Genomic DNA, 22192 nt, shown 5'->3' with positions numbered 1-22192 from the left:
CGCCTACTCGAACATGAGACGGCGATTCCCGCTGCCGCTTGACAGGCATAGGAGCGTCATTTTGGGAGGCTGCCGGCGGCGAAGTAGGCCGCGGCCCGGCGCAGGATCTCGTTATCCATCTCCAGCCGGCGCTTGTCCCGGCGCAACTGCACCAGCTCGTTCTGCTCGGCGCTGGTCTGCCCGTCGACGACGCCGTCATCGACGTCGGCCTGGCGCACCCAGCGGCGCACCGACTCGACCGAGATGTCGAAGTCGGCAGCGACCTCGGCCTGGCTCAGGTCCCCTCGTCGGGCGACCCGGACGACGTCGCGCTTGAACTCCGGCGGGAACTTCTTGGGCACAGCGACATCCTTCCCGCGGGACAAGGTCCCGCAGAACGAGTGTCAACTGAAGTCGCAACAGTCCCCTTGTTCGGTTGAAGTAGGCCTCGTCGTCCAGCAGCCGGTCCGGTCGGGTCCGCGGTCGCCCGGACCACCGCGGCGCACCCTCAAGCGCCGCAGCCGGCGCAGGTGTCCGGCCGTGGACCACGACCTCATCGGGTGCTTCGGCCGGCCGCAGTGTGCGCCCCTCCCGTCCCGGCTGCCCGCCCGGCTTGCGCCCGGACCGGCCGCGCAGCGACTTCGGCGTCGGCTTGCCCGGCCCGTCGGCCGACGGCGGCCTGGAGGAGTTCCGCGAAGACGCGGCCGGCAGCCGCCTCAACTCCGCGATCTGCGCGTCCTGCTCGGCGATCCGGACCTGCAGCTCGGCGATGATCCGCTCCTGGGCCGCGACCAGCGTCGCGAGCTGCTCGTAGGACGGAGCGGTCATGAACCGATCCTTCACACCCCGGCGCTGATCACCTGACTACGACACGTCAGCGTCCACGACCTGAACAGTCACCGTTTTGCGGCACGCGAAGAAACGCCTGCACCGGTGATCGGTCCGGGCGGAAGCCCATGTGCACGAAGCCGATTTACACCTCCGCGTCCTGTTTGGCAAGAACTACGTCTCTTCTTCTCCTACTGGCTCGCGTGGTACGCCTATTCCAGTCCGCAACTGAATGCGAGAGTCTTCGAACCAGAGAGGTTTTTCATTTCTCAGCATACCAACAAGAACTAAAAATTCCTCAGGACTATTGGTGTTGTGGAAATGAAGGATGTTATCGCTTGTGTCGTACAGCTGGATCCGTCCCTCGTGGGTATCAAGATCCCAGCGACTGTAGTAACTGCCTACTTCTATCTCAGCCATGACATGCACACCTTCGATTGAGGTTGGTTACGGAATAGCATCGCAATCTGCTGGCAACTGTGAATAAGTCCACACCTCCTGTAATTTGTCCGTCAACTTCTCAAGCTAGCTTGGGTGGCGTCACCGCTGCGTCACGACGACGTCACAGCGTTGTCAGATTGAGGCGATGGGAATGAGCCATTCCCAGTAACGGCTGGGCCAGGTCGATGATCATGGCGTCCGGCCGTGCTCGTGATGGAGGAGGACGAGGGCGGCGGCGGTGATCGCGCCGATGCGCCACGGCAGAGGCTGACCCGGCGAAGCGCCTTGAAGGTGGTCTTGAGCAGCGAGTTGCCGCGCTCGGCCGGAGCCCGGGTGGCCGCGTGCAGCAGGTTGACGGTGCGCTGATCGTCGGTCAGCGGCGCGTCGGTGGTCTTCTCGATCGGCGTGGTCAGCGCCGCCCGCTCGCCCTCGTAGCCCAGGCCGGCCAGCACCGCATGGGCCTGGTCGGTCCACTCGGCCAGCAGCGGCAGTGTCTCGGGTTGGGTGCGCAGCGCGGTGGTGTCGTGCTCGCGGCCGGGCCGTACCGGCGAGGTCCAGATCGGCCAGCCGTCGGGGGCGGCGATGACCTGGACGTTGCCGCCGTGGGCGGCGTGCTTGCCCGACCACCACAGGTCCACTTGCCGGCCGCATCGGTCGGTCCGGGCGGTCGGGGCCCGGAACGTGGCAGCGAACGGTACGGAGCAGCGTCCCGTCCACCGTCACATGCGGATGGCCGGCGGCGCGGGCGGCCAGCAGGGCACCCCGCAGCCCGGGTGCGGCCGCGGCGAGAACGTCGATGCCCTCGTGCAGATACCAGTAGGCCGTCGAGGAGCCGATCCGGTTGTCGGCGGTCAGCCGGGCCAACCGGGTCCCGTCGAGAAACCAGCGCAGCACGAGCACCGCCTGCCGGTAGCAGCCCAGCGCCCGCCGCCGGCCACGCGTACCGCGGCGACGGCGCTCGGCGGCCAGCAGGCCCGACACGAACCGTACGGTCTCCTCGGCGACCGGGAGCACGGCGGTGTAGGTGACAGGATCGGACACAGCAGGACCTCGGGTGGGAAAAACGATCTGTGAGAAGACGTCCCTCCTACGGAGGTCCTGCGCTTCCTCCCGTCACGCCGCGCTCGTCGGCGTGTCCTGGTCCGACCTGCCAGCCGCCCGCTACTGGGAAAGGCTCAATGGCCCAGGGCGACGGTCGCGCACTCGCAGTCCGCACAGATTCCGCAGAAAGTCCGCAGATGTCCACGGTGAGGCATCAACGGCCAATCGCTTCGCTCGCTCGTGCACGCAGGTCAGGACGGCAGTCCGTCCCGTTCGGGCATGTCAGTGGCCCACGCTGAGATACTCCGAGATGGCCAGGTGCAGCCGCGACCCGGACCAGCGCTTTCTGTCCGTCGACGGACTTTTGGCGATCGTCTGCTGCCTGCGAACCGTGGCAGCTTCCGAGCTGCCATCGATAGGTGGTCACCCCCTTCGAGCGGGGATAGTTCAATCCCCACCCGAACGACCGCCGGCGAATCAGCATTACGAGCCAGTGCAATTTCCTACCGGACTACTCGCAAGCGCGAGATGCCACGCCGATCACCGAGTCGGCGCCAGGCTCTTATGACAGGGAAGACTCGAGGTCCTCGCGGTCAAGAATGTTAACGCGAAGCTGCTGACGCTCGAGAAAGCGCCTCAACTCATGCAAGCGGAAGTCAAGCACTTCAACCCACGGCCGCTCATGCAACGCCTCAGGCAGCATTTGCGACCTAAGGATGCTTGACGGTCGCTGCATGACGAGGCTGTCCCCCCTTCTCGGAGCAGAGCTGAGGGCGGTGTCACAGCGAGGACAGCCGACAAGGTTCGCTTAGATGCAGGCGGATCTGCAACGGCGCCGGGTGACTCGCGCTGGTCAAAAAGGGATATGTCCTGGATCTCGGGGACCCTGCCCGCATCGAGGGACTCCGCCGACAACTCCTTTCCAGGCCGGCGTAGCCGCATTGGTCGCGTGGGTCCGGGACGGGGAAGGCGGATCACCGCCCAAGGACTCGTCCCTCGGTTGGATTCGGAGGAAGGCGTCACCGAGGTCTTCGAGGACGAGGTCGAGTTGGACGGTCCTCCCGCCGGTCAATACAAGCTCCTGAACGTCAACCTAGGCCTGTCCGTCAATCCGGACCACGGACTCCCAGTTTTTCTGATCGAGACACACAAGGCAGTCGAAAAGACGTGGATGCAGCCCCTTGAAAACGCTGCCGATGAAGTAGCAGTTGCCGAGCAGGTCAAACGCCAGGTGCAGCTCGCGGTCGAGTAAGAAATCGCGGAAGGCGGGGCTTCGATTGGCCCCACCCTGACCGATCACCACACACGTCGCTACGCCTGGTCGAGGAGGCCTCAACCCTGCCGGTCCGAGGCGACGGGTCAGCGCCTGGCGCTGGCGGTCTCGGACGTCAACCCCGTCGTGTTGCGGAAGGCTGAGTCCGACAGGGGCCGCGGTTCGTGCGGAGCGGCCCCAGCGGCGAGCAGCACCCCAGCTAGAGCACTGACGTTCACGCGGGCCAGCAGGGCAGCTGCCATGGGCAAGAACCCCTCAGCAGCTTGAAGGCGACCCGACCGGGCACCGGCAGCACGAGGCCGGTAGCCCTGCCATTGGCGAGACCAAGGAGAACGCTGTAACGCACGCAGCAACCACGACATAGTGCCCTAACGCGCGTAATGGTCAGGGCTGTTGCGCGTCTAGGCTCCCACGGCAAGGACCCGGCGCCGGGTCACTACAACCCCGGGTGACGTCCCAAGAAGTGGTGTAGCTGGTCGGAGATCCTGAGCTCGTCGGCGAGGTGGTGGCGTGCGAGGGGCCACCGCGTGCCTGTTCTGCGTGTTCCCGCTCGCGTCTTCTGCCGCTGCGGTCAGCGTCGGCGACAGGGGCAGCGGTAGCGGGTATGCGGTGTCCGTCATCAGGTGCCGCATCACCCAGCCGACTCCGAGCGACGCAGACGAGCAGTGCCGGCCGGCTGACCCCTCGATCCATAGGCGGCAAAGCATTCTGCTACCCACGGCCGTGCCCGCTGCGTGCCCGTAGTACGGGCACGCAGGGGTCATTGGCGGTAGCCACCGGTCTCAGCAGTACCGTGGTTGACCTCCGGAAACGGTTGATCGGCGTTGGTTCGCGAAGAGCCTGTATCAGGCTTGAGAACCGCTATGGGGTGACACCCATCGTGGGCTCGAATCCCACGCCCTCCGCCCGCGTCGGTGCGCCCCGCACGACCAGTTCGCAGCCGTCCGCGGCCAACTCCCGGCGCAGCTGCTGCAGGACGGCCAGGCCGGCCGCGTCGGCGGCGCGGACGCCGCGCAGGTCGACCACGACCCGGGTGCACCCGCCGCTCCGCAGGGAGGCCGCCGTGCCGCGGACCAGGTCGGCGCCCTGACAGGTGAGGTACCCGCTGGCCGCGAGGACGCCGTCGGGACGGACGACGAGGTCGGTGCGCCTCACGTCCGCGGGGAGCGCCCCAGGTGCTCCGCCACCCCGAGGGCGCCCGTCGTCAGCACCATGGCCAGGCCGACCAGGGTCAGCCAGAACCAGCCGGTCACGACGGCGCCGACCACGACGACCGCCAGCCAGGCGAGCAACAGCACGAGGATCGGTCCGGGCATCGTGCACCTCCAGGGGACGGGGGGAGCGGGTCATGCCACGGCCTGCGCGGGCTCGACGGCCAGGACCCGCCACAGGCCGGTGCGGTGCAGCAGGTCCCGGGTGCGGCGGTCGGCGCCGCGCAGCACCACGGCGCCGCCCCGGGCGCGGCAGGTGCGGTGCGCCGAGAGGAAGCTGGCGACCGCCGAGCTCGACAGGGAGCGCACGCCGGAGAGGTCCACCACCAGGTGCCGGGCACCGGCCAGCAGCGCGTCGTGCAGCAGCCACCGCACGTCGGCCAGGCCGTCGGCCAGCAGCGCGTCGTCCAGGTGGACCGTCACCACGTCCGCCCCCGTGGGCGCCAGTGCCGTCATCGTCGTCCTCCTGGGTCCGTGGGGGCGGTCCTGCCGCCTGCACCTGACAGGGTCGTCGGGGTTGTTTGCGATCCGGCCGGGCGTTGCTTTGCGATCGCGTGACGCCGGGCGGACCGGGCGGGGGCCGGTGGCAGCATGGCCGGGGTGCCGCTGCGTCTGCTGGTCGTCGAGGACGACGACCCGATCCGCACGGCACTGCGCTGGGCGCTGGAGGACGAGGGCTACGACGTCGCCGAGGCGGTGAGCGGGGAGGAGGCCCTCGCCGTGGTCGCGACCGCGGCCCCCGACCTGATGGTGGTCGACCTGATGCTGGGCTCCATGGACGGGTTCGCCGTCATCCGCGAGGTCCGCCGCGGCCACGACCTGCCGATCATCGTGGTCAGCGCCCGCGCCGACACCCACGACATCGTCACCGCGCTGGAGGCCGGCGCCGACGACTACGTGACCAAGCCGTTCGAGGTCGAGGAGATCACCGCCCGGCTGCGCGCCCTGCGACGGCGGGCCGGGGCCGGCGTCGGCGGCGGCGGACCGGCGGAGGTGGTCCTCGACCGGTTCCCGGACGCGCCGCTGGTGCTGCGCGAGGCGGCCGGCACGGTGCACCGCGGCGAGCAGCAGCTGCCGCTCACGCTGACGGAGTTCCGGTTGCTGTGCGAGCTGGCCTCCGCCCCGGGCCGGGTCTTCAGCCGCCAGTTGCTGCTCGAGCGGGTGTGGGAGCACGGTTTCTTCGGCGACGAGCGGATCGTCGACGTGCACGTCCGGCGGCTGCGCACCAAGGTCGAGCGGGACCCCGCCAACCCGCGCACCGTGGTCACCGTCCGCGGGCTGGGCTACCGGCTGGACCCGCAGTGAGGCGGGCCCTCGCACCGCGGGGGCTGCGGTCACGGATCGTCCTCGGGTTCGCCGCGGGCGCGCTGCTGGTCTCCGTCGTCCTGGCCGGTACCACCTGGCTGCTCGCCCGCGGCTACCTGCTCGACCAGCGGGAGGCCCTGCTCACCCGGCAGGCGTTCGCCGACGCCAACGTGCTGGCCGGCCGGCTGTCGACCGCGGGCGCCGACGTCGGCGAGGCCGTCGCCGAGCTGGTGCCCTCCGGCGGCGCGGACGTCATCGTGCGCAGCGGCGACTCCTGGTACTCCTCCGGCCTGGACGCCGGCGCCCGCGACGTCCCGGCGGAGCTACGCGCCGTCGTCGGCCGGGGCTCCGCGGGGACGCTGCGGGTCGACACCGCGGACGGCCCGGCGCTCCTGGTGGGGGTGCCGGTCGACAGCGCGGACGCGGAGTTCTACGAGCTCGCCCCGCTCACCGAGCTGCAGCAGGTGCTCCGCACGCTGGCCGCCGTCCTCGCGGCCGGGGCGCTCGTGGCGACCGCGGCCGGGGCCGCGTTCGGTCTGTGGGCCAGCCGGCGCGCGGTGCAGCCGCTGGAGCAGGTGGCCGGGGCGGCCACCCGGATCGCCGGCGGCGAGCTGACCACGCGGCTGCCGTCCACGGACGACCCCGACCTGCTGGCGATCGTGGCGGGCTTCAACAGCATGGTCGACGCACTGGCCGCACGGATCGACCGGGACGCCCGCTTCGTCGGGGACGTCAGCCACGAGCTGCGCAGTCCGCTGACCGGGGTGGTGACCAGCGTCGAGGTGCTCGCCGCCCGGCGCACCGAGCTCTCGCCGCGGGCCGACCAGGCGCTCACCCTGGTGCAGGGCGAGCTGCGCCGGTTCCGCCGCATGCTCGACGACCTGCTGGAGCTGGCCCGCATCGACGGCGCGCCGGGGACGGCCACGACGGAGGTGCCGCTGGCCGCCCTGGTGCGCGAGGTGCTGGCCGCCTGCGGCCGGGACCCCGGGCTGCTGGTGGCCGACCCCGACGAGGAGACGGTGGTGGCGGGCGACAAGCGGGGGCTGGAGCGGGCGGTGCGCAACCTGCTGGACAACGCCGACCGGCACGCGGGCGGGACGTGCGCGGTGCACGTGCACCGGCGCGAGGGGACGGTGGTGGTGAGCGTGGACGACGACGGGCCGGGCGTGCCCGCCGAGGACCGGGAGCGGGTGTTCGAGCGGTTCGCCCGCGGGCCGAACGCGGCCCGCCGGTCCCTGCCCGGGGCCGGTCTGGGCCTGGCCATCGTGGCCGAGACCGCCCGGCAGCACGGCGGGGCGGCGTGGTGCAGCGCGGCCCCCGGCGGCGGCGCCCGGTTCAGCGTCTCCCTGCCCGCGGTGCACCGGTGAGCGCGGGGCGGTGGGCGGCGGCGGGACTGCTCGTCCTGCTCGCCGGGTGCGCGGTGCCCACCGGCGGCGCGGCCAGGGCGATCCCGGCGTCCGAGGTCCCCTACGGGCTGGCCTCCGCGGCGCCGGACCCGGCCCCCTCGACGGCTTCAGACCCCACGGTCGGACCCGGGGAGGTCTACCTGGTGGACGCCTCCGACGCCCTCGTGCCCCGGCCGCGCGAGGTGGCCGGGGCGACGGCGCAGGAGCGGCTCGACGTGCTGCTGGACGAGCTGGCGGCCGGCCCGACCGCCGACGAGCGGGACCGGCAGCTGTCCACCGCGCTGCCCCCCAAGGTCGAGCTGTCCGCCGTCGAGCTCACCGACGGGACGGCGACGGTCGACATCGCCGTCGCGACGGACGCCCCCGCCGGAGAGGCCAGCCGGCCGGCGGTGGCCCAGGTCGTGCTCACCGCGACCAGCGTGCCGGGCGTGGTGGCCGTCGTCCTGACCCTGGACGGCGAGCGCGTGGAGGCGCCGCTGCCCTCGGGTGCGCTGACCGCCGAGCCGCTGACCCGCGCGGACTACGCGGCGGGACCGCCGCCCGCCCCGCCGTCCTGACGCGGCGGCCGGGAGACGAACCGGCCGGCCGCCACCGGCCGGGGCGCGCACGTCGGGCCCGGGTGCACGCTCACCGCCCGGCCGGCAGCCGGCGGACCGCGGCGGCCAGGGTGCGCCCGCCCAGCCGCCCCTCGGCCAGGCCGAGGGCGACCACGTCGTCGAAGACCCGCTGGTCGGCGGCCGCCGCGCGGACCGTGGCATCCATCAGCCGCGGCCACCGGGACAGCTCGGAGGCCGCCCGGGTCGAGCGCAGGTGCGCGCCGAGCCGCCGCCGCAGCGCCGCCCGGTACCGCGCGCCCGCCCCGGCGCCCGCGGACCACGCCCCGCCGGCCAGCGCGCCGGACAGCACGGCGTAGAAGATGCCCTCCCCGGTGAGCGGGTTGACCAGCGACGCGGCGTCGCCGGCCAGCAGCACCCGCCCGCCGGGCAGCCGCGGGCGGCCGGTGGACAGCGGCAGCCGGTGCGCGCGCAGCCCCTCCGGCGCCACCCCCGGCAGCAGCCGGTGCAGCCCCTCGACCAGCGCCGCGCGGGTCGCCCCGCCGGACACCAGCTCCCCGTAGCCGACGTTGGCCCGCCCGTCGCCGAGCGGGAAGGACCAGGCGTAGGCCGGCCAGCGCTGCTCGGTGGTCACCAGCACCTGGGTGGCGCCCTGCCCGGGCAACGCCGGCGCGTAGCCGCGGATGGCCACCGCCAGCCGGTCGGGCCGGTTGCTGCCGAGCCCCAGCGCCCGGCGGACGGCGGACTCCGCGCCGTCCGCCCCCACCAGCACCCCGGCCCGCAGGTCGCCGTCGACGGTCACCCCGTCCGCGCCGGCCGCCACGGTGCGCACGGTGCGGCGGCGGACCTCCGCCCCGGCGGCGCGCGCCGCGTCCAGCAGCCGGGCGTCGAACACCGCCCGGGGGACGACGGACGACGGCCGGTGGGTGTCCCGCTCGACCACCGCCCCGCCGGGGGAGCGCAGCGAGAGCCGGGGGACCGGCGGGTACCCGGCGACCAGCGCGGCGGGGTCGACGCCGAGACCGGCGAGGACGTCGAGCGCCTCGGGGGCCACGCCGTCGCCGCACACCTTGTCGCGGGGGAACTCGGCGCGGTCCAGCACCAGCACGGAGGCCCCGTCGCGCCGCGCCGCCAGGGCCGCGGCCGACCCGGCCGGGCCGGCCCCGACGACCACGACGTCCCAGCGCTCCACCCGCCCGACGTTAGATGCCGACGGCCCGCCCCGTGCCCCGGTCAGGAGCGGGGCGGGGCGAACAGCTGCAGGTCGTTGCCCTCGGTGTCCTTGAACGGGGCGAGCCGGCCCCAGTCGTACTCGGAGATGTCGCCGGTGAACTCCACGCCCTTGTCGCGCAGCGCCTGCACCTCGGCGTCCAGGTCGCCGTCGGGCCGGAAGGAGATGACCGCGCCGCCGTCGGCGTGCCGGGCCGTGCCCTCGCGGGCGTTGAGCCCGATCACCAGGCCGCCGGCGTCGAGCTCGCTCCACTCGGGCGACGTGGACCTCTCCTGCAGGCCCAGGGTGTCCCGGTAGAACCCCAGGGCCCGGTCCATGTCGTCCACCGGGACCCACACGCTCGCCACTCCGCTGGCCATGCCGCCTCCTCGTCGTCGGTGTGGCCGCTCTACCCGGTCGTTCCGGTGGCAACCGGGACGGGCGCCGGGCGCGCCCGCGCGGTTCACTGGGAGCCGTGCTCGCCTCCACCGACGGCTGGACCAGCTGCGCCCTCGGCCACCGGCACTGGGGGCGGGCCGGCGCCGCGGGGCTGCTGGTGCACCGCGCCGGCGACGACGGCCCCGAGCTGCTGCTGCAGCACCGGGCCGTGTGGTCGCACCACGGCGGCACCTGGGGGACCCCGGGAGGCGCGCTGCACGTGGGCGAGTCAGCGGAGCACGGCGCGCTGCGCGAGGTGCAGGAGGAGCTCGGCCTGCTCCCGCAGGACCTGAAGCTCGGCCCCGCCTCGGTCGACGACCACGGCGGGTGGAGCTACACGACGGTGCTCGCCCGCCCGGTGCGCCGGATCGAGGCCGCCGACCTGCGGCTGGACGGCGAGAGCGACGGCGTCGCCTGGATCGCCCTCGGCGACCTGGTGAGCGTGCCGCTGCACCCGGGCTTCGAGGCCTCGCTGTACCGCCTGCACGACCTGTTGGTCCCTTGACCCGGGGCGCCTGCTGCGTCAGTGCGGCGAGACGGTGACTGTGAGCGCGCGGTGGTCGCCGACCGGCAGCGCCGTCGTCGCCGCGTCCCGCCCGCGCAGGCCGTCGCCGACCGCCAGCAGGTGGTCCAGCTGCACCCGGGGGCCGGACGCCGGGAAGCTGGGAGCCCGCACCAGGGAGGTGGCGCCGAGCAGCCGGGCGGGCACGCCGCCGGGCAGGTTGAGGTCGCCGGCCAGCACCACCGGCCCGGCCATGCCGGCGATCCAGCGGCGCAGCCGGAACAGCTGGCGCACCGAGGTGTGCGGGGCGAAGGACAGGTGGGTGGCCACCACGGTGAGGTGCGCCAACCGCGCGGCGACGGCGACCCTTGGCTCGTCGGGGATCCACCACCAGCGCAGCCGGCCGGTGCGCGGGTCGGGGCCCTGCAGCGGCAGCCGCGCCCGGCCGGCTCCCAGCCCCAGCACCGACCACTCGAGCACCGGCAGCCGGCTGACCAGCGCGATGCCGTAGGCCGGGCCGTCGGGGCTCGGGCCCGGCCCGCGCAGCGCCGGGTCGGCCGGTGTCCAGGTGGGGAACGGGGACGGCGTGCCGGCCACCGTGGCCGCGGCGCGCCAGTCCTCCGCGCCCAGCCCGGTGGCCAGGGCGGCGGCCTGGTCGGCCCGGTGCGAGCGCGGCTGCCCGGCGTCGACCTCCTGGACGGCGAGCACGTCGACGTCCAGGTCGGCGACCGCCTGCCCGAGCCCGTGCGCGTCCAGCACCGGACCGGCCGGGCTGCGGCCCGAGGCGATGTTCGCGGTGCCGACTCGCACGGCGGGTCCCCCGGGCACCCCGGCGACGCTACGCCCCGGACGGCGGCACCGCGGCCGGTGTGCCGGCACCCGAGCTGCCGTGACACGCCCGGCCCCCTACCGTGGGTGCGCCCCGTCGTCCCCCGAAGGAGCCGGCAGTGTCCCCCCGCCCGCGCCACTGCTCGGCCGCCGGCGAGCTGGCCGGCAGCCTGGTCCCGTGAGCGCCCCCCGGGCGGGGATAGGTTCGCGGCCATGAGCGCGCGCGAGGACGTCTCCGAGATCTTCGACCGCGCGGCGTGGCGGCCGGTCGAGGGGTTCGACCTCACCGACCTCACCTACCACCGGGCCGTCGACGCCGGCGTCGTGCGCATCGCCTTCGACCGGCCCGAGGTGCGCAACGCCTTCCGCCCCCAGACCGTCGACGAGCTCATCGCCGTCCTCGACCACGCCCGGCTGTCCACCGACGTCGGCTGCGTGCTGCTCACCGGCAACGGCCCCAGCCCGAAGGACGGCGGCTGGGCGTTCTGCTCCGGTGGCGACCAGCGGGTGCGCGGCAGGTACGGCTACGAGCACGCCCAGGGCAGCTCCGGCCGGCTGCACGTGCTGGAGGCCCAGCGGCTGATCCGCTTCATGCCCAAGGTCGTCGTCTGCGTCGTCCCCGGCTGGGCGGCCGGCGGCGGGCACAGCCTGCACGTCGTCTCCGACCTCACCCTGGCATCGGCCGAGCACGCCCGGTTCAAGCAGACCGACGCCGACGTGGGGAGCTTCGACGGCGGCTTCGGCTCGGCCTACCTGGCCCGGCAGGTCGGCCAGAAGTTCGCGCGCGAGGTGTTCTTCCTCGGCGCGGAGTACTCCGCCGAGGACGCGCACGCCATGGGCATGGTCAACCGCGTGGTGCCGCACGCCGACCTGGAGCGCACCGCGCTGGAGTGGGGACGGCGCATCGTGGCCAAGAGCCCGACCGCGCAGCGCATGCTCAAGTACTCGTTCAACCTGATCGACGACGGCCTGGTGGGCCAGCAGCTGTTCGCCGGCGAGACGACCCGGCTGGCCTACATGGCCGAGGAGGCCGTCGAGGGCCGCGACGCCTTCCTGGAGAGGCGGGAGCCGGACTTCTCCCGGTTCCCCTGGCACGTCTGACCGAGGACCCGGAGGTCTGCCCGTGATCGTCGAGGTGGTGGGGGGCGCGGACGAGCGCCCCGGGGTGCAGGTGGTCGACGTCGACGACCTGACCGGGCTGCAGCTGGCCCTCGGGGCGGTGACCGACGAGGAGGCCGACCAGGCGCTCCGGGACGCGGGCCTGGGCCGGCTGCAGGACGCCGACACCGGCCTGCTCGACGTCGCCGCGCTCCGGGCGGCCGCCGAGCCGCAGGCGACCGGCGGGGACTGGGCGCGGCGCTGGGACGGCATGGTCCGGCAGGCGGGCCAGGAGGGCCGGCTGGCCGACGACGGCGCCACCCTGCACGTCGCCGTGCAGAGCGCCGCCGGCGCCTGACCAGCCCGTTCGGGCCGGCCGCCGCGGGCCGCCGCGGGCCCTCATGCCCGCCGCGGGACGCCCGACCAGCGGGGCTGTCGTTGTGGCGACTCCATCAGCAGGTCACCATGTGCGCGTGATGCACACCTCCCACCGGGGCCCGGCATGACCGGCACGCCCGGGCGCCCGCTGAGTCCCCAGCTGTCCGAGCAGCTGCTCGTCGTCGCCGTCGACATCCTGGCCGAGGAGGGGTGGGGCAAGCTCAACAGCGACCGGGTGGCCTCGCGCGCCCGGGCCGGCAAGGCGGGGATCTACCGCCGGTGGCCGTCGATGGCGGCCATGGCCCGCACCGCGGTGGGCCGGTTCACCCTCGTGGGCACCCCCGCCGACCGCGGCTCGCTGCGCAACGACCTCGCGGCGCTGATCGAGCGCTGGTGCCTGCCCCTCGACCGCGAGGAGCGGGCCGCCGCCAGCCTGGTCGGTGCCGCCCGGCACGAGGAGGACCTCCGCGCCGGCCTGGACGCCGCGCTGGTCCGCCCGCTCGCCGGGGCCGTCCAGACCATCGGCGAGCGCGCCGCGGCGCGGGGCCAGGAGGTCCCCCCGGCGCGCCTCGCGCTGCTCGGGTCGGTCATCGAGGCCTTCTGGTGGCAGCGCCTGACCACCGACCGCACGCCCATGAGCACGCAGGACGTGCAGCGCGTGCTCGACGAGGTGCTCATGCCCGTCGTCCTCCCGGACGAGGAGCGCACCCCGGTCTGACTCAGCCGGTGCGCTGCAGCGAGCCGGCCGGTGTGGCCAGCGCCGAGCCCAGGCCGGTGAAGACCTGGTCGGCGACCATGCGCGCGACGGCCTCGCCCTCCGCGGTGTCGGCCGGCAGGCCGGCCTGACCGGAGAGCGCCCGGCGGTTCTGCACGATGAGCGTCCGGACGGCGGCCAGCCACACCGCGGCGGTCACCGAGGCGGCGGTGCGCGCGTCGGTCGGGACCAGCGGGGCGCCGCCCTCGGCCGCCCACGCCTCGACCAGCGCGTCGGTGACCCGGTTGACCGCCTCGTGGTGCAGCTCGCGCTCGCGGGACCGCAGCGCGGGGGAGGCCTCCAGCGTCGTGTCGAAGGAGCGGCCCTCCAGCGTGCCGAGCTGGCGGACGTGTGCGGCCACCCGGTCGATGAGGTGGGCCTGCAGCGCCCTCAGGGGGGCGACGCCCGCGTCCCGGTGGCGGATCGCCTCGGAGGCACCCTCGACCCACGGGGTGTGCCCGTCGAAGAAGAGGTCCTCCTTCGTCGGGAAGTGGTTGAACACGGTCTGGACGGCGACGTCCGCCGCTGCGGCGATGTCGGCAATCGTCACGGCCTCGAAGCCGCGCTCGGCGAACAGCGCCTGCGCGGTCTCGCGGATGAGCGTCCGGGTCTGCGCCTTCTTCCGGGCGCGCTGGTCGATTGCCTGACTCACGGTACTGGGTTCTCTCCGCTCCGTTGGCGTGGGCGATGTGCCACGGTGCCTTCCGCCATTGTGCGCCCCGACCGGCCATCCGGCCACGGTCCCCTCCACCGGGCCGCCCGGGGGGAGGGGTTGCCCCACCAGCAGCCGGGGCAGGACGTCGGCATGGGCCACGACTCCTCCGGGGACCGCCTGCGTGTCGCGCTCGTCGGCGCCGGGGGTGTGGGGGCCCGGCACGCGCGCACGCTCGCCGGCTTCCCCGACGTCGAGCTGGTGGGCGTGGCCGACGCCGTCCCCGGCGCCGCCGACGCCCTGGCCGCCGAGCTGGGCGTCCCGGTCGCCGGCGACGTCGACCGGCTGCTGACCGGGGACCTCGACGGCGTCTGGCTCTGCGTGCCGCCCTTCGCCCACGGGGAGCTGGAGCTGGCCGCCGTCCGCGCCGGGGTGCCGTTCCTGGTCGAGAAGCCGCTGGCCACCGGTGTCGCGGTCGCCGAGGAGGTGGCGCGGGCCGTCGCCGTGGCCGGGCTGCCCACCGCCACCGGCTACCACTGGCGGCACCTGGACACCGTGGCCGCCGCCCGCGCCGTGTGCGCCGCGCACCGGCCCCGGCTGGTCGACGCCACCTGGCTGGACAAGGTGCCGCCGCCGGCCTGGTGGTCCCGGCGCGAGCGCTCCGGGGGGCAGGTGGTCGAGCAGCTCACCCACGTGCTGGACCTCGCCCGGCTGTTGGCCGGCGAGGTGGTCGAGGTGCGCGCCACCGCGGCGCCGTCCAGCGCGGACGGCCGGGACGTGGACGACGCGACCGCCGCGCTGCTCGCCTTCGCCTCCGGCGCCGTGGGCACGGTCACGGCCGCCTGCTCGCTGCCCGGCAAGGTGCGCGCCGGCCTCGACGTGGTGTGCGACGGCGCCGCGGTCGAGCTCACCGAGACGTCGCTGACCGTCACCACCGCCGACGGCGCCGACCGCAGCGAGCCCCGGGTCGACGGGCGCACCGCCGTCGACCGGGCGTTCGTCGACGTGCTGGCCGGCGGGGCGCCCGCCGAGGGCCTGGTCGACTACGCCGAGGCGTTGCGCACCCACCGGGTCGCCGTCGCGATCGCCGAGTCGGCCCGGTCGGGGGACGCCGTCCGCCCCTGAGCCGCCGCTCAGCGCAGCACCGGCCGGGCGGCGGGCAACCGCGTGCCCGTGCGGCCGGCGGCGCGGGCCAGCGTCGCGGCGTAGAGCCGCTCGTAGCCGTCGGCCATGACCGCCGGGGCGAACCGGCGGCGGGCCTCGGCCGTGCAGGCCCGCGGGTCCACCTCGTCCAGCCTGCCCAGCGCCGCGGTGAACCCCTCCTCGTCGGTGGCCAGGAAGCCGGTGCGGCCGTCGTCGACCAGCGAGGGCAGGCAGCCGCGGGCCATGGCGACCACCGGCGTCCCGGCGGCCAGGGCCTCGCACACCGCGGTGCCGCCGGGCTCCTCCCAGCGGATGGGGAACAGCACCGCGCGGGACGTGCGCAGCAGCTCGTCCTTGGCCGCGCCGCCGACGCTGCCGATCCAGCGGGCGTGCACGCCGTCCAGGTGCGGGTCGACGTGCTCGGTGAACCAGGCGACGTCGGGGTGCGACCGGGCCGGGTGCCCGGGGGTGGCCAGCGCGCGCTCCAGCGCCGCCCGGTCGGGCAGCCCGCCGACCGGGCCGGCGAGCACCAGCGGCACCCCGGCGAGCCGGCATGCCCTCAGCGCGGTGTCGATGCCCTTGGCCTCGCAGAGCCGGGCCAGCACCAGCACCGAGGCGGACCGGTCCGCCCGCGGCACCGGCGGCACGTCGTCCACCGGCACCGCCAGGGGGACGACGCCGGCCACCTGCGCGCGCAGCCGGGCCGGTGCCTGCGCCACCTGGGTGTCGGAGACGCCGGCGAACCAGACCCGCCCGCGGCCGTCGAAGGTGGCCCAGAAGTCGGCGTTGCGGCGGGTGTCCCAGTGCAGCGTGGCCAGCGTGGGCGGCGCGGCGTCCCCCAGGCCGGCGAGCAGCGCCGGGCCGACCACCTCGACGTGGCTGTGCACCAGGTCGAACGGCGCGCCGGCCAGGGCGTGCTCGGCGATGGCCGACACCACCACCTGCTCGTGCGCGTGCGCGGTGCCCACCACCTGCGGGTAGGGGCCGCCCAGCTGCTCGAACCGGCCGGTGGGGAAGGCGGTGACCAGCCCGTCGACCGGCAGCGTCGAGTCGCCGACCGAGGCCAGCACGACGGTGTGCCCGCGGGCCCGCAGCTCGGTGGTCAGGGTGGCGACGACGTTCTCCAGGCCGCCGTAGCCCGGCGGCGGCACCGGCAGCCACGGGCCGGCGTCCATGAGCACCTTCACGACCGTCGCCCCGGTCGGCGCTCGGCGTCCCGGACCGACCGCATCGGCGGGCGCTCCACCACCCCGACGTCCCAGCTCACGCCCTCCAGGCCGTCGGCGGTGCGCAGGAACTGCAGCAGCTCGCGGTCCGGTTCCGCCCCGCCGGGGCGCCGGGCCAGCGCGGTCTGCAGGATCTGCCCGGCCATGCGGCCCAGCGCGGCGTCGGCCTGGTGGCTGTGCTGGCGGGTGCCCAGGTCGACCTGCGCCAGCGCGTCGAGGCCGGTCAGGGCCACCAGGTCGACCAGCAGGCCGAGCTCCACGCCGTAGCCGGAGACGAACGGCACCTGCTCGAGCAGCTCGCGGCGGCCGGCGTACTCGCCGGACAGTGGCTGCACGAACCCGGCCAGCTCCGGCCAGAAGGCGTTGAGCAGCGGGCGGGCGAGCAACTCGGTGACCCGGCCGCCACCGGAGGGGACGATGCCGTCGGTGGTGGTCAGCGGCCGGTCGTAGAGGGCCTTGACGTAGCCGATGCCGGGGTCGGTCAGCAGCGGGCCGAGCAGGCCGACGACGAACCCCGGGTCGAAGGCGATGAGGTCGGAGTCGACGAACACCAGCAGGTCGCCGCTGGTGGCGTGCAGCGACTTCCACAGCGCCTCGCCCTTGCCCGGCCGGCAGCCGTAGCGGGGGAGCACCGCGTCCGCGCTGACGACGCGCGCGCCGGCGGCCGCCGCCACCTCCGCCGTCCGGTCGCTGGAGCCGCTGTCGATGACGACCACCTCGTCGACCAGCGGGCAGGCCTCGACCAGGGTCCCGCGGATGGCGGCCACGATGGCGCCCACGGTGCGCTCCTCGTCGAGTGCGGGCAGCACCACGCTGACGGTGGAGCCGCGGGCGCGCTTGGCGGCCACCAGGTCGGCGGCCCGCCACGTGTCGGCGGTGAAGGTGCGGTGGTGGAGCCAGCGTCGGACGTCAGGGCGCACGTGTACCCCCAGGCCGGGTGCCGCCGCGGGGGACGGCACGTGGTCCCCGTCGGGCGACAGGATGCACGACGACGGGCCCTCGCGTCCGGTGTGACGGTCCTCGCCGGGACGCTCCGACGCCGCCCACCGGTGTGGGCAGCGCGCGGGCGACCGGGGGGACGGGTACCGCGGGCGTCACCCGACCACCTGGTCGGTCAGCAGCGCCACGTACTCCGGCACCGTCACCATCGGGGGCCGCTCGTCGACCGCGACCGGTGTGCTGACCGGGACGAACCCGCCGCCGTCCTGCCGGAACTGGGTGAGCAGCCCGCCGGCCTCCGACCCGGTCCCGGCCCGGGCGAGCACGGTGGACACGACCTGCCCCGCCATCCGGCCGAGGGCCTCCTGCCCCTGGGAGGTGTGCCGGCGCACCCCGAGGTCGACCTGGGCCAGCCCGGCCAGCCCGGACAGCCGCAGCAGGTCGACCAGCAGCCCGACCTCCACGCCGTAGCCGGACACGAACGGCACCTGCTCCAGCGCCGACCGCCGCCCGGCGTACTCGCCGCCCAGCGGCTGCACGAACCCGGCCAGCTCCGGCCACAGTGCGTTGAGCAGCGGCCGCGCGGTCAGCTCGGTGACCCGCCCGCCGCCGGCCGGCGCCCACGAGCCGTCCACCTCCAGCGGCCGGGTGTAGCAGCCCTTGACGTAGTCGACCTGCGGGTCGGTGAGCAGCGGCGCGAGCAGGCCGGGCACGAAGTGCCGCACGTCGCCGAGCAGGTCGGCGTCCAGGAAGACGACGAGGTCCCCGGTGGTGGCTGCCAGCGACTTCCACAGCGCCTCGCCCTTGCCGGGGCGGGTGCCGTGCCCGGGCAGCACGTCGGCCGCGGCGACGACGTCGGCGCCCGCGGCGCGGGCCGCCGCGGCCGTCCCGTCGGTCGAGTCGGAGTCCACGACGAGCAGCTCGTCGACCAGCGGGGTGCCGGCCACCCACGACTCGTGCAGGTCGGCGACCAGGCCGCCGACCGTGGGCTCCTCGTCCCGGGCGGGCAGGACGACGCTGACCCGGTGCTGCCCGCGGCGCTTGGCCGCGAGCAGGGCGTCGAGGTCGAGCGCGTCCGGAGTGCGCGCCACGGTGGTGCGCAGCTCGAACCAGGCGCGGGCGTCGGGTCGCATCGGCACACTCTCGGCGAGCCGATCACCGGCGCGCCACGAGGCGCGAGGGAGTTCACCTGGCCGTCACCGCCCGTGCGGCCGGGCGTCACACCCGCACGCCGGAGGAGTGCCGGGCGGTCGCGCTGAGTTCGCCCATGACCGCGCCGTCACCGGTCGGCTCGGGGTGGCCCAGGTCGGTGAGCCAGCCGCGCAGCACCCGGTGCAGCGCCTCGGCCCCGACCACCTCACCCGGCGGCCGGAACCCCCGCGGGTGCAGCAGGAAGCCGTGCTGCTGCGGCCCGCCGAGCCCGCCGTGGGAGCCGACGTGTGGCTCGAAGGCCGAGGCCTCGTCGGTGTCCGGGTCGTAGCGGCTGTTGACGACGACGTCCGCGCAGCTGGCGAACGACGACCCGCGGGCCACCAGGCGGGCGGCGTGCGGCCCGTAGGGGGCCAGCGGGTCCTCGCCGAGCACCTCCCCGGTGGCCAGCCGGCGCAGCCCGTCGCGGCCGAGCACCACCGGGCCGTGCTCCTCGGAGTGCACCAGGACGAAGCCGACGCCGTCGTGGTCGACCAGGCCGGGCAGCAGCGCCGGCCAGTGCCGCTCGACCTCCTCCAGCGACACCCGCCCCGGGATGTCGGGGAAGGACACCATCGCGGTGTGGCCGGAGACGACGACCACCACACCCGGGGCCACCCGCGGCACCCGCCCTGCGCGGCCGGCGGGCAGCGCGTGGGTGTGCGGCACCGCCTCCGCGCGCTCCACCCGCTCGCGCAGCCGGCGCGCGATCGGCCCGCCGCCCTCGGCCAGCGCCGCCCCGACCTGCCACCCCTCGGTGAGCCGCCGGCTGTCCGGCGGGCCGGTCAGGGCGCGGTCGGGCAGGTCACCGGCGCCGCAGAGCCGGCCGACCACCTGCTCGACGGTCTCCCCGAAGCGGGTGGCGAAGCACTCGCCCTGGGTCTGCCCGTGGTCGGACAGGCACACCAGGTGGTACTCCCGCGGGGCGAGCTGGGCGGCGCGGTGCAGCCGGCCGACCTGCTGGTCGACGCTGCGCAGCACAGCCAGGCTGTCGGCCCGCTCCAGGCCGCCGTGGTGGGCGGCCTCGTCGTAGCCCAGGAAGTCGGCGTAGGCGACCGGCCGGCCGGCCAGCATGTCCTCCAGCAGCGCGAAGACGACGACGTCACGGGAGATCACCGTCGTCGCCGGGCGGGCCAGCGGGTAGACGCCGCCGCGCGGGACCCGCGGCCGCACGTCGTCGCGGCGCTCGCGGGCCGCGGCCGCCAGCTCCCGGTACACGTCGATGAGGGAGACCGCGAGGGTGCGCAGCGCGTTGACCGGGTTGGCGAAGTAGGCGTAGTAGCCCGCCCCCGTCCGCTCGCGCCGCCGCCGGGCGCGCCGGCTGGCGACCGGGACCACGTGCGCGAGCGAGCTCATCGTCAGGCTGACGTGGTCGGCGTCGCCGGTGAACAGGTTGCCGTGCCCTGCCCCGCCGCCGGCCAGCAGCCCGCGGCCGTCGGAGTGCGCCCGCTCGATGTCCGCGGCGTCGGTCGGCGAGGAGACCCGGACGACCCGGTCACGCCGCTTGTCGTACCAGCGGAAGCCGGGGATCTCCGCGTTGGAGCCGTGCAGGATGCCGCACACCGCGGCGCCGGTCTGCGAGCTCCAGTCGGTGTGCCAGGAGGTCAGCACGTGGCTGCCCGAGCGCAGCCAGGAGGCCAGGTGCGGCATCGTGCCGTCGCGGACGGCCCGCCGGGCGGTGTCGTGGGACAGCGCGTCGATCTGCAGGAACAGCACGCCGGGCGGCCGCGGCGCGCTGTCCGCCGCCCCCCGGGCGCGGCGGCGGGCGCGGCGGAAGAACACCTCGTCCTCGTCGATCGCCAGCACGCTGCTGACCAGCCCGGAGACGCCGGCCATGGCGACGGCGACCACGAGGGCGGTGCGCAGGTCGGCAACGACCACCCCGGGCACCAGGAAGGACAGGCCGAGCACCGCGGCGCCCAGCAGCAGGAAGCTGCCCAGCCCGAGGGTGAAGAAGGCCAGCGGCAGCACCACCCGCATGACCAGCGGCCAGACCACGCCGGTGAGCAGGCCGAGCAGCAGCGCGGTGAGCGGCGGCTGCCAGCCCGACGGCATGGCGAACCCGCCGAGCCAGCGGTCCAGGACGACGAGGGCCGCGGTGCTGGCCGCCCAGGTGAGCAGGACGCGCGCCGGCGTCCGGCCCCGCTGCAGGACCCGGCCGGGCGCCGCGGTCACGGCCGGCCGCGGGCCGGGGCGTCGCGCGCCGGCTCCGGGGTGCTGCGGCGGTGCGCGGAGACCGCGTTCAGCACCGCGCCGACCAGCAGCACCAGTACCGTCGCGAGCAGGACGGCGACCAGCGGCGAGTCGAAGACGCCGCCGCTGAGGACGCCGAGGGAGGCGTAGGCGACCGCCCACAGGAACGCCGCCAGCAGCGACGCCGGCAGCAGCCGGCGCCACGGGTAGGTGAGCGCGCCGGCGGCCAGCAGCACCGGGATGCGCCCGGCGGGCAGCAGCCGGCCGGCGACGACGATCTGCCAGCCGTGCCGCCGGAACTGCTCGCGGACCTCCTCGATGCGGTCGGCGTGCTGGCCGCGGGCCACCCAGCGCACCGCCGCGGGCCCGCCGGAGCGGCAGACCGCGAAGGTGACCAGGTCCCCGGCCCAGGCGCCCAGCGTGGCCACCAGGACGACGAGGGCGAGGTCCAGCTCGTGGGCGGTGACGGCGAACGCCGCCCCGGCGCCGACGACCGCCCCGGTGGGCACGACCGGCACGACCGACCCGAGCAGCACCCCGGCGAACAGCAGCGGGTAGCCGATCGAGCTGCCGTCGGCCCAGCCCGCGGCCAGCGCGCCGGCCGTCACGTCGCCGTCCCGACGCCGGCGGGCAGCCCGATCCGCTGCCCCGGCTCGGCGACCACCACCGCGGTGTCCAGGCCCCGCGCGGCGACGGCGGCGGCGAAGGCGCGCGGCGGGGCGGTGAGCAGCCGGCGCATCCGGGGCGTGCGGGCGGTGCCGGGCAGCGCGAGGGTGCCCCAGTGCACGGGGACGGCGACCCGCGGCCGCACCCGCGCCACCGCCTCGGCGGCACCGGCGGGGTCGAGGTGGCCGGGGCCGAGCGTGAGCCCCCACCCCGACACGGGCAGCAGCGCGACGTCGACGTCCGGCAGCCGCGCCATCGCGCCGGTGAGGGCCGTGTCGCCGGCGGCGTAGACGCGGCAGCCGCCGCCCTCGACCAGGTGGCCGACCGCGCGGCAGTCCGGCCCCGAGGTGAGCCGCGGCCCCCAGCGGTGCCCGGAGTGCGCGGCCGGGACGGCGGTGACCCGCAGCGCCCCGTGCCGCACCGTCTCGCCGGGCGACACCTCGGTCACGTGCCGGAAGCCGCGGCCCCGCAGCCACGCCCCGGCGCCCCTGGGGACGACCACCCGCACGTCGCGCCCGACCCGCCGCAGCGAAGGCAGGTGCAGGTGGTCGCCGTGCAGGTGGCTGATCAGCACGAGGTCGACGCCCGCGGAGTGCTCCGGCGCGGGCACGGGCACCACGCGGCGCAGCGGCCCGACGCGGCGGGTGAGCAGGGGGTCGGTCAGCACGGTGTGCCCGGCCAGCCCGACGCGCACCGTCGAGTGGCCGAGGAAGTGCAGCTGTGGACCGCCCACGGGGCCAGTATCGACCCGCCCGGTGACACGACGGGGCCGTTGTCCCCCTCCGGGGCGCCCGGCCCTCCGCGACCGCCGGCCCCTCCGCCTCCGCCCTCCGCCGCCCCTCGTCGTTGGTCAAGAGGGCGGTGCGGGCGACGCGCGACGACACGCCGACGTGGCTGGCGACGACCCCATGATCACGGCGACGAGCCGATCTCGTGCGT

At 75.3% G+C, this 22192-nt stretch carries 24 protein-coding genes and 2 pseudogenes; 9 read left to right on the top strand and 17 right to left on the bottom strand.

Annotated features, from left to right (window positions below):
• Nucleotides 1–56 precede the first annotated feature (56 nt).
• The 4 genes and pseudogenes from CHB98_RS20205 to CHB98_RS20190 form a co-directional block, all read right to left on the bottom strand.
• Nucleotides 57–341, bottom strand: coding sequence for a transposase (locus CHB98_RS20205; protein ID WP_179224754.1), 285 nt, complete (start codon nucleotides 339–341; stop codon nucleotides 57–59).
• Nucleotides 342–621: 280 nt separating this feature from the next.
• Nucleotides 622–807: pseudogene (locus tag CHB98_RS22600) on the bottom strand (DUF6444 domain-containing protein); the annotation flags it as partial.
• A 174-nt stretch (nucleotides 808–981) separates the two neighbouring features.
• Nucleotides 982–1227, bottom strand: a complete 246-nt coding sequence (locus tag CHB98_RS20195; protein ID WP_089307400.1) for a hypothetical protein — start codon at nucleotides 1225–1227, stop codon at nucleotides 982–984.
• 210 nt (nucleotides 1228–1437) lie between these two features.
• Nucleotides 1438–2262, bottom strand: a pseudogene (locus CHB98_RS20190) (transposase family protein).
• A gap of 1027 nt (nucleotides 2263–3289) precedes the next feature.
• Between CHB98_RS20190 and CHB98_RS20185 the strand changes: the two are divergent.
• Nucleotides 3290–3541: a hypothetical protein gene (locus CHB98_RS20185; RefSeq protein ID WP_089307399.1), complete on the top strand. Its 252-nt coding sequence runs from the start codon at nucleotides 3290–3292 to the stop codon at nucleotides 3539–3541.
• 882 nt (nucleotides 3542–4423) lie between these two features.
• Here the strand turns inward: CHB98_RS20185 and CHB98_RS21885 are convergent.
• From CHB98_RS21885 to CHB98_RS20175, 3 genes are read right to left on the bottom strand one after another with little or no spacing between them, the layout of a single operon-like run.
• On the bottom strand, nucleotides 4424–4717 hold the full coding sequence (locus tag CHB98_RS21885) for an STAS domain-containing protein (RefSeq protein ID WP_179224752.1): 294 nt from the start codon (nucleotides 4715–4717) through the stop codon (nucleotides 4424–4426).
• Nucleotides 4714–4878, bottom strand: a complete 165-nt coding sequence (locus tag CHB98_RS21880) for a hypothetical protein (RefSeq protein WP_179224750.1) — start codon at nucleotides 4876–4878, stop codon at nucleotides 4714–4716. Before CHB98_RS21880 ends, CHB98_RS21885 begins: the two co-directional genes overlap by 4 nt.
• Nucleotides 4879–4908: 30 nt before the next feature.
• Nucleotides 4909–5229: an STAS domain-containing protein gene (locus tag CHB98_RS20175; RefSeq protein WP_089307397.1), complete on the bottom strand. Its 321-nt coding sequence runs from the start codon at nucleotides 5227–5229 to the stop codon at nucleotides 4909–4911.
• A gap of 135 nt (nucleotides 5230–5364) precedes the next feature.
• On the opposite strand from CHB98_RS20175, the gene CHB98_RS20170 reads away from it, so the two are divergent.
• From CHB98_RS20170 to CHB98_RS20160, 3 genes are read left to right on the top strand one after another with little or no spacing between them, the layout of a single operon-like run.
• Nucleotides 5365–6078: a response regulator transcription factor gene (locus CHB98_RS20170; protein ID WP_089307396.1), complete on the top strand. Its 714-nt coding sequence runs from the start codon at nucleotides 5365–5367 to the stop codon at nucleotides 6076–6078.
• Complete coding sequence (locus CHB98_RS20165) at nucleotides 6075–7445, top strand: sensor histidine kinase (RefSeq protein ID WP_089307395.1); 1371 nt, start codon at nucleotides 6075–6077, stop codon at nucleotides 7443–7445. Before CHB98_RS20170 ends, CHB98_RS20165 begins: the two co-directional genes overlap by 4 nt.
• Nucleotides 7442–8041, top strand: a complete 600-nt coding sequence (locus CHB98_RS20160) for a GerMN domain-containing protein (RefSeq protein ID WP_179224746.1) — start codon at nucleotides 7442–7444, stop codon at nucleotides 8039–8041. The genes CHB98_RS20165 and CHB98_RS20160 overlap by 4 nt, the downstream gene beginning before the upstream one ends.
• 70 nt (nucleotides 8042–8111) lie before the next feature.
• Here the strand turns inward: CHB98_RS20160 and CHB98_RS20155 are convergent, their stop codons facing one another.
• Both CHB98_RS20155 and CHB98_RS20150 read right to left on the bottom strand, forming a co-directional pair.
• Nucleotides 8112–9230, bottom strand: a complete 1119-nt coding sequence (locus CHB98_RS20155) for an NAD(P)/FAD-dependent oxidoreductase (RefSeq protein WP_089307393.1) — start codon at nucleotides 9228–9230, stop codon at nucleotides 8112–8114.
• Between the two features lie 41 nt (nucleotides 9231–9271).
• Nucleotides 9272–9628 (bottom strand): VOC family protein, encoded by a 357-nt coding sequence (locus CHB98_RS20150; RefSeq protein ID WP_179224744.1) that lies wholly within the window; start codon nucleotides 9626–9628, stop codon nucleotides 9272–9274.
• Nucleotides 9629–9723: 95 nt separating this feature from the next.
• On the opposite strand from CHB98_RS20150, the gene CHB98_RS20145 reads away from it, so the two are divergent.
• Nucleotides 9724–10191, top strand: a complete 468-nt coding sequence (locus CHB98_RS20145; RefSeq protein WP_089307392.1) for an NUDIX domain-containing protein — start codon at nucleotides 9724–9726, stop codon at nucleotides 10189–10191.
• An 18-nt stretch (nucleotides 10192–10209) separates the two neighbouring features.
• Here CHB98_RS20145 and CHB98_RS20140 read toward each other — a convergent pair whose 3' ends face one another.
• Nucleotides 10210–10998: an endonuclease/exonuclease/phosphatase family protein gene (locus tag CHB98_RS20140; protein ID WP_089307391.1), complete on the bottom strand. Its 789-nt coding sequence runs from the start codon at nucleotides 10996–10998 to the stop codon at nucleotides 10210–10212.
• A 231-nt stretch (nucleotides 10999–11229) separates the two neighbouring features.
• On the opposite strand from CHB98_RS20140, the gene CHB98_RS20135 reads away from it, so the two are divergent.
• The 3 genes from CHB98_RS20135 (at nucleotide 11230) to CHB98_RS20125 (ending at nucleotide 13210) form a co-directional block, all read left to right on the top strand.
• On the top strand, nucleotides 11230–12117 hold the full coding sequence (locus CHB98_RS20135) for a 1,4-dihydroxy-2-naphthoyl-CoA synthase (protein ID WP_089307390.1): 888 nt from the start codon (nucleotides 11230–11232) through the stop codon (nucleotides 12115–12117).
• A gap of 22 nt (nucleotides 12118–12139) precedes the next feature.
• Nucleotides 12140–12472, top strand: a complete 333-nt coding sequence (locus tag CHB98_RS20130; protein ID WP_089307389.1) for a hypothetical protein — start codon at nucleotides 12140–12142, stop codon at nucleotides 12470–12472.
• A 144-nt stretch (nucleotides 12473–12616) separates the two neighbouring features.
• Nucleotides 12617–13210 carry a TetR-like C-terminal domain-containing protein gene (locus CHB98_RS20125; RefSeq protein WP_089307388.1) on the top strand — a complete coding sequence of 198 codons (594 nt, stop codon included), beginning with the start codon at nucleotides 12617–12619 and terminating at the stop codon, nucleotides 13208–13210.
• A gap of 1 nt (nucleotide 13211) precedes the next feature.
• Here the strand turns inward: CHB98_RS20125 and CHB98_RS20120 are convergent, their stop codons facing one another.
• Nucleotides 13212–13898, bottom strand: a complete 687-nt coding sequence (locus CHB98_RS20120) for a TetR/AcrR family transcriptional regulator (protein ID WP_179224742.1) — start codon at nucleotides 13896–13898, stop codon at nucleotides 13212–13214.
• 153 nt (nucleotides 13899–14051) lie between these two features.
• Between CHB98_RS20120 and CHB98_RS20115 the strand changes: the two genes are divergently transcribed.
• Nucleotides 14052–15023, top strand: coding sequence for a Gfo/Idh/MocA family protein (locus CHB98_RS20115; protein ID WP_089307386.1), 972 nt, complete (start codon nucleotides 14052–14054; stop codon nucleotides 15021–15023).
• Nucleotides 15024–15031: 8 nt separating this feature from the next.
• Here CHB98_RS20115 and CHB98_RS20110 read toward each other — a convergent pair whose 3' ends face one another.
• The 6 genes from CHB98_RS20110 to CHB98_RS20085 all read right to left on the bottom strand — a co-directional run bounded on the left by CHB98_RS20110 (nucleotide 15032) and on the right by CHB98_RS20085 (nucleotide 21986).
• Nucleotides 15032–16228 (bottom strand): glycosyltransferase, encoded by a 1197-nt coding sequence (locus CHB98_RS20110; protein ID WP_089307385.1) that lies wholly within the window; start codon nucleotides 16226–16228, stop codon nucleotides 15032–15034.
• Nucleotides 16225–17187 (bottom strand): glucosyl-3-phosphoglycerate synthase, encoded by a 963-nt coding sequence (locus CHB98_RS20105; protein ID WP_089307384.1) that lies wholly within the window; start codon nucleotides 17185–17187, stop codon nucleotides 16225–16227. Before CHB98_RS20105 ends, CHB98_RS20110 begins: the two co-directional genes overlap by 4 nt.
• Nucleotides 17188–17361: 174 nt before the next feature.
• The gene (locus CHB98_RS20100; RefSeq protein ID WP_089307383.1) at nucleotides 17362–18339 is read right to left on the bottom strand and encodes a glucosyl-3-phosphoglycerate synthase; all 978 of its coding nucleotides are present in this window, start codon (nucleotides 18337–18339) and stop codon (nucleotides 17362–17364) included.
• A gap of 85 nt (nucleotides 18340–18424) precedes the next feature.
• Nucleotides 18425–20569 (bottom strand): phage holin family protein, encoded by a 2145-nt coding sequence (locus tag CHB98_RS20095; RefSeq protein ID WP_089307382.1) that lies wholly within the window; start codon nucleotides 20567–20569, stop codon nucleotides 18425–18427.
• Entirely contained in the window at nucleotides 20566–21195 is a 630-nt protein-coding gene (locus CHB98_RS20090; protein ID WP_089307381.1) for a DedA family protein, read from the bottom strand. The genes CHB98_RS20095 and CHB98_RS20090 overlap by 4 nt, the downstream gene beginning before the upstream one ends.
• Nucleotides 21192–21986, bottom strand: coding sequence for an MBL fold metallo-hydrolase (locus tag CHB98_RS20085; RefSeq protein WP_089307380.1), 795 nt, complete (start codon nucleotides 21984–21986; stop codon nucleotides 21192–21194). Before CHB98_RS20085 ends, CHB98_RS20090 begins: the two co-directional genes overlap by 4 nt.
• Nucleotides 21987–22192 lie beyond the last annotated feature (206 nt).

The organism is Geodermatophilus pulveris (assembly GCF_900188375.1).
Taxonomy (GTDB): domain Bacteria; phylum Actinomycetota; class Actinomycetes; order Mycobacteriales; family Geodermatophilaceae; genus Geodermatophilus; species Geodermatophilus pulveris.
The sequence above is the reverse complement of the archived record's forward strand: the minus strand, read 5'-3'. Positions and strand labels throughout refer to the sequence as shown.

Bases quoted from the DNA above. Each gene is read 5' to 3' on its own strand.
- CHB98_RS20195 (WP_089307400.1), bottom strand. From the start codon at position 1,227: ATGGCTGAGATAGAAGTAGGCAGTTACTACAGTCGCTGGGATCTTGAT.
- CHB98_RS21880 (WP_179224750.1), bottom strand. From the start codon at position 4,878: ATGCCCGGACCGATCCTCGTGCTGTTGCTCGCCTGGCTGGCGGTCGTC.
- CHB98_RS20175 (WP_089307397.1), bottom strand. From the start codon at position 5,229: ATGACGGCACTGGCGCCCACGGGGGCGGACGTGGTGACGGTCCACCTG.
- CHB98_RS20170 (WP_089307396.1), top strand. From the start codon at position 5,365: ATGGCCGGGGTGCCGCTGCGTCTGCTGGTCGTCGAGGACGACGACCCG.
- CHB98_RS20150 (WP_179224744.1), bottom strand. From the start codon at position 9,628: ATGGCCAGCGGAGTGGCGAGCGTGTGGGTCCCGGTGGACGACATGGAC.
- CHB98_RS20135 (WP_089307390.1), top strand. From the start codon at position 11,230: ATGAGCGCGCGCGAGGACGTCTCCGAGATCTTCGACCGCGCGGCGTGG.
- CHB98_RS20125 (WP_089307388.1), top strand. From the start codon at position 12,617: ATGACCGGCACGCCCGGGCGCCCGCTGAGTCCCCAGCTGTCCGAGCAG.
- CHB98_RS20115 (WP_089307386.1), top strand. From the start codon at position 14,052: ATGGGCCACGACTCCTCCGGGGACCGCCTGCGTGTCGCGCTCGTCGGC.
- CHB98_RS20100 (WP_089307383.1), bottom strand. From the start codon at position 18,339: ATGCGACCCGACGCCCGCGCCTGGTTCGAGCTGCGCACCACCGTGGCG.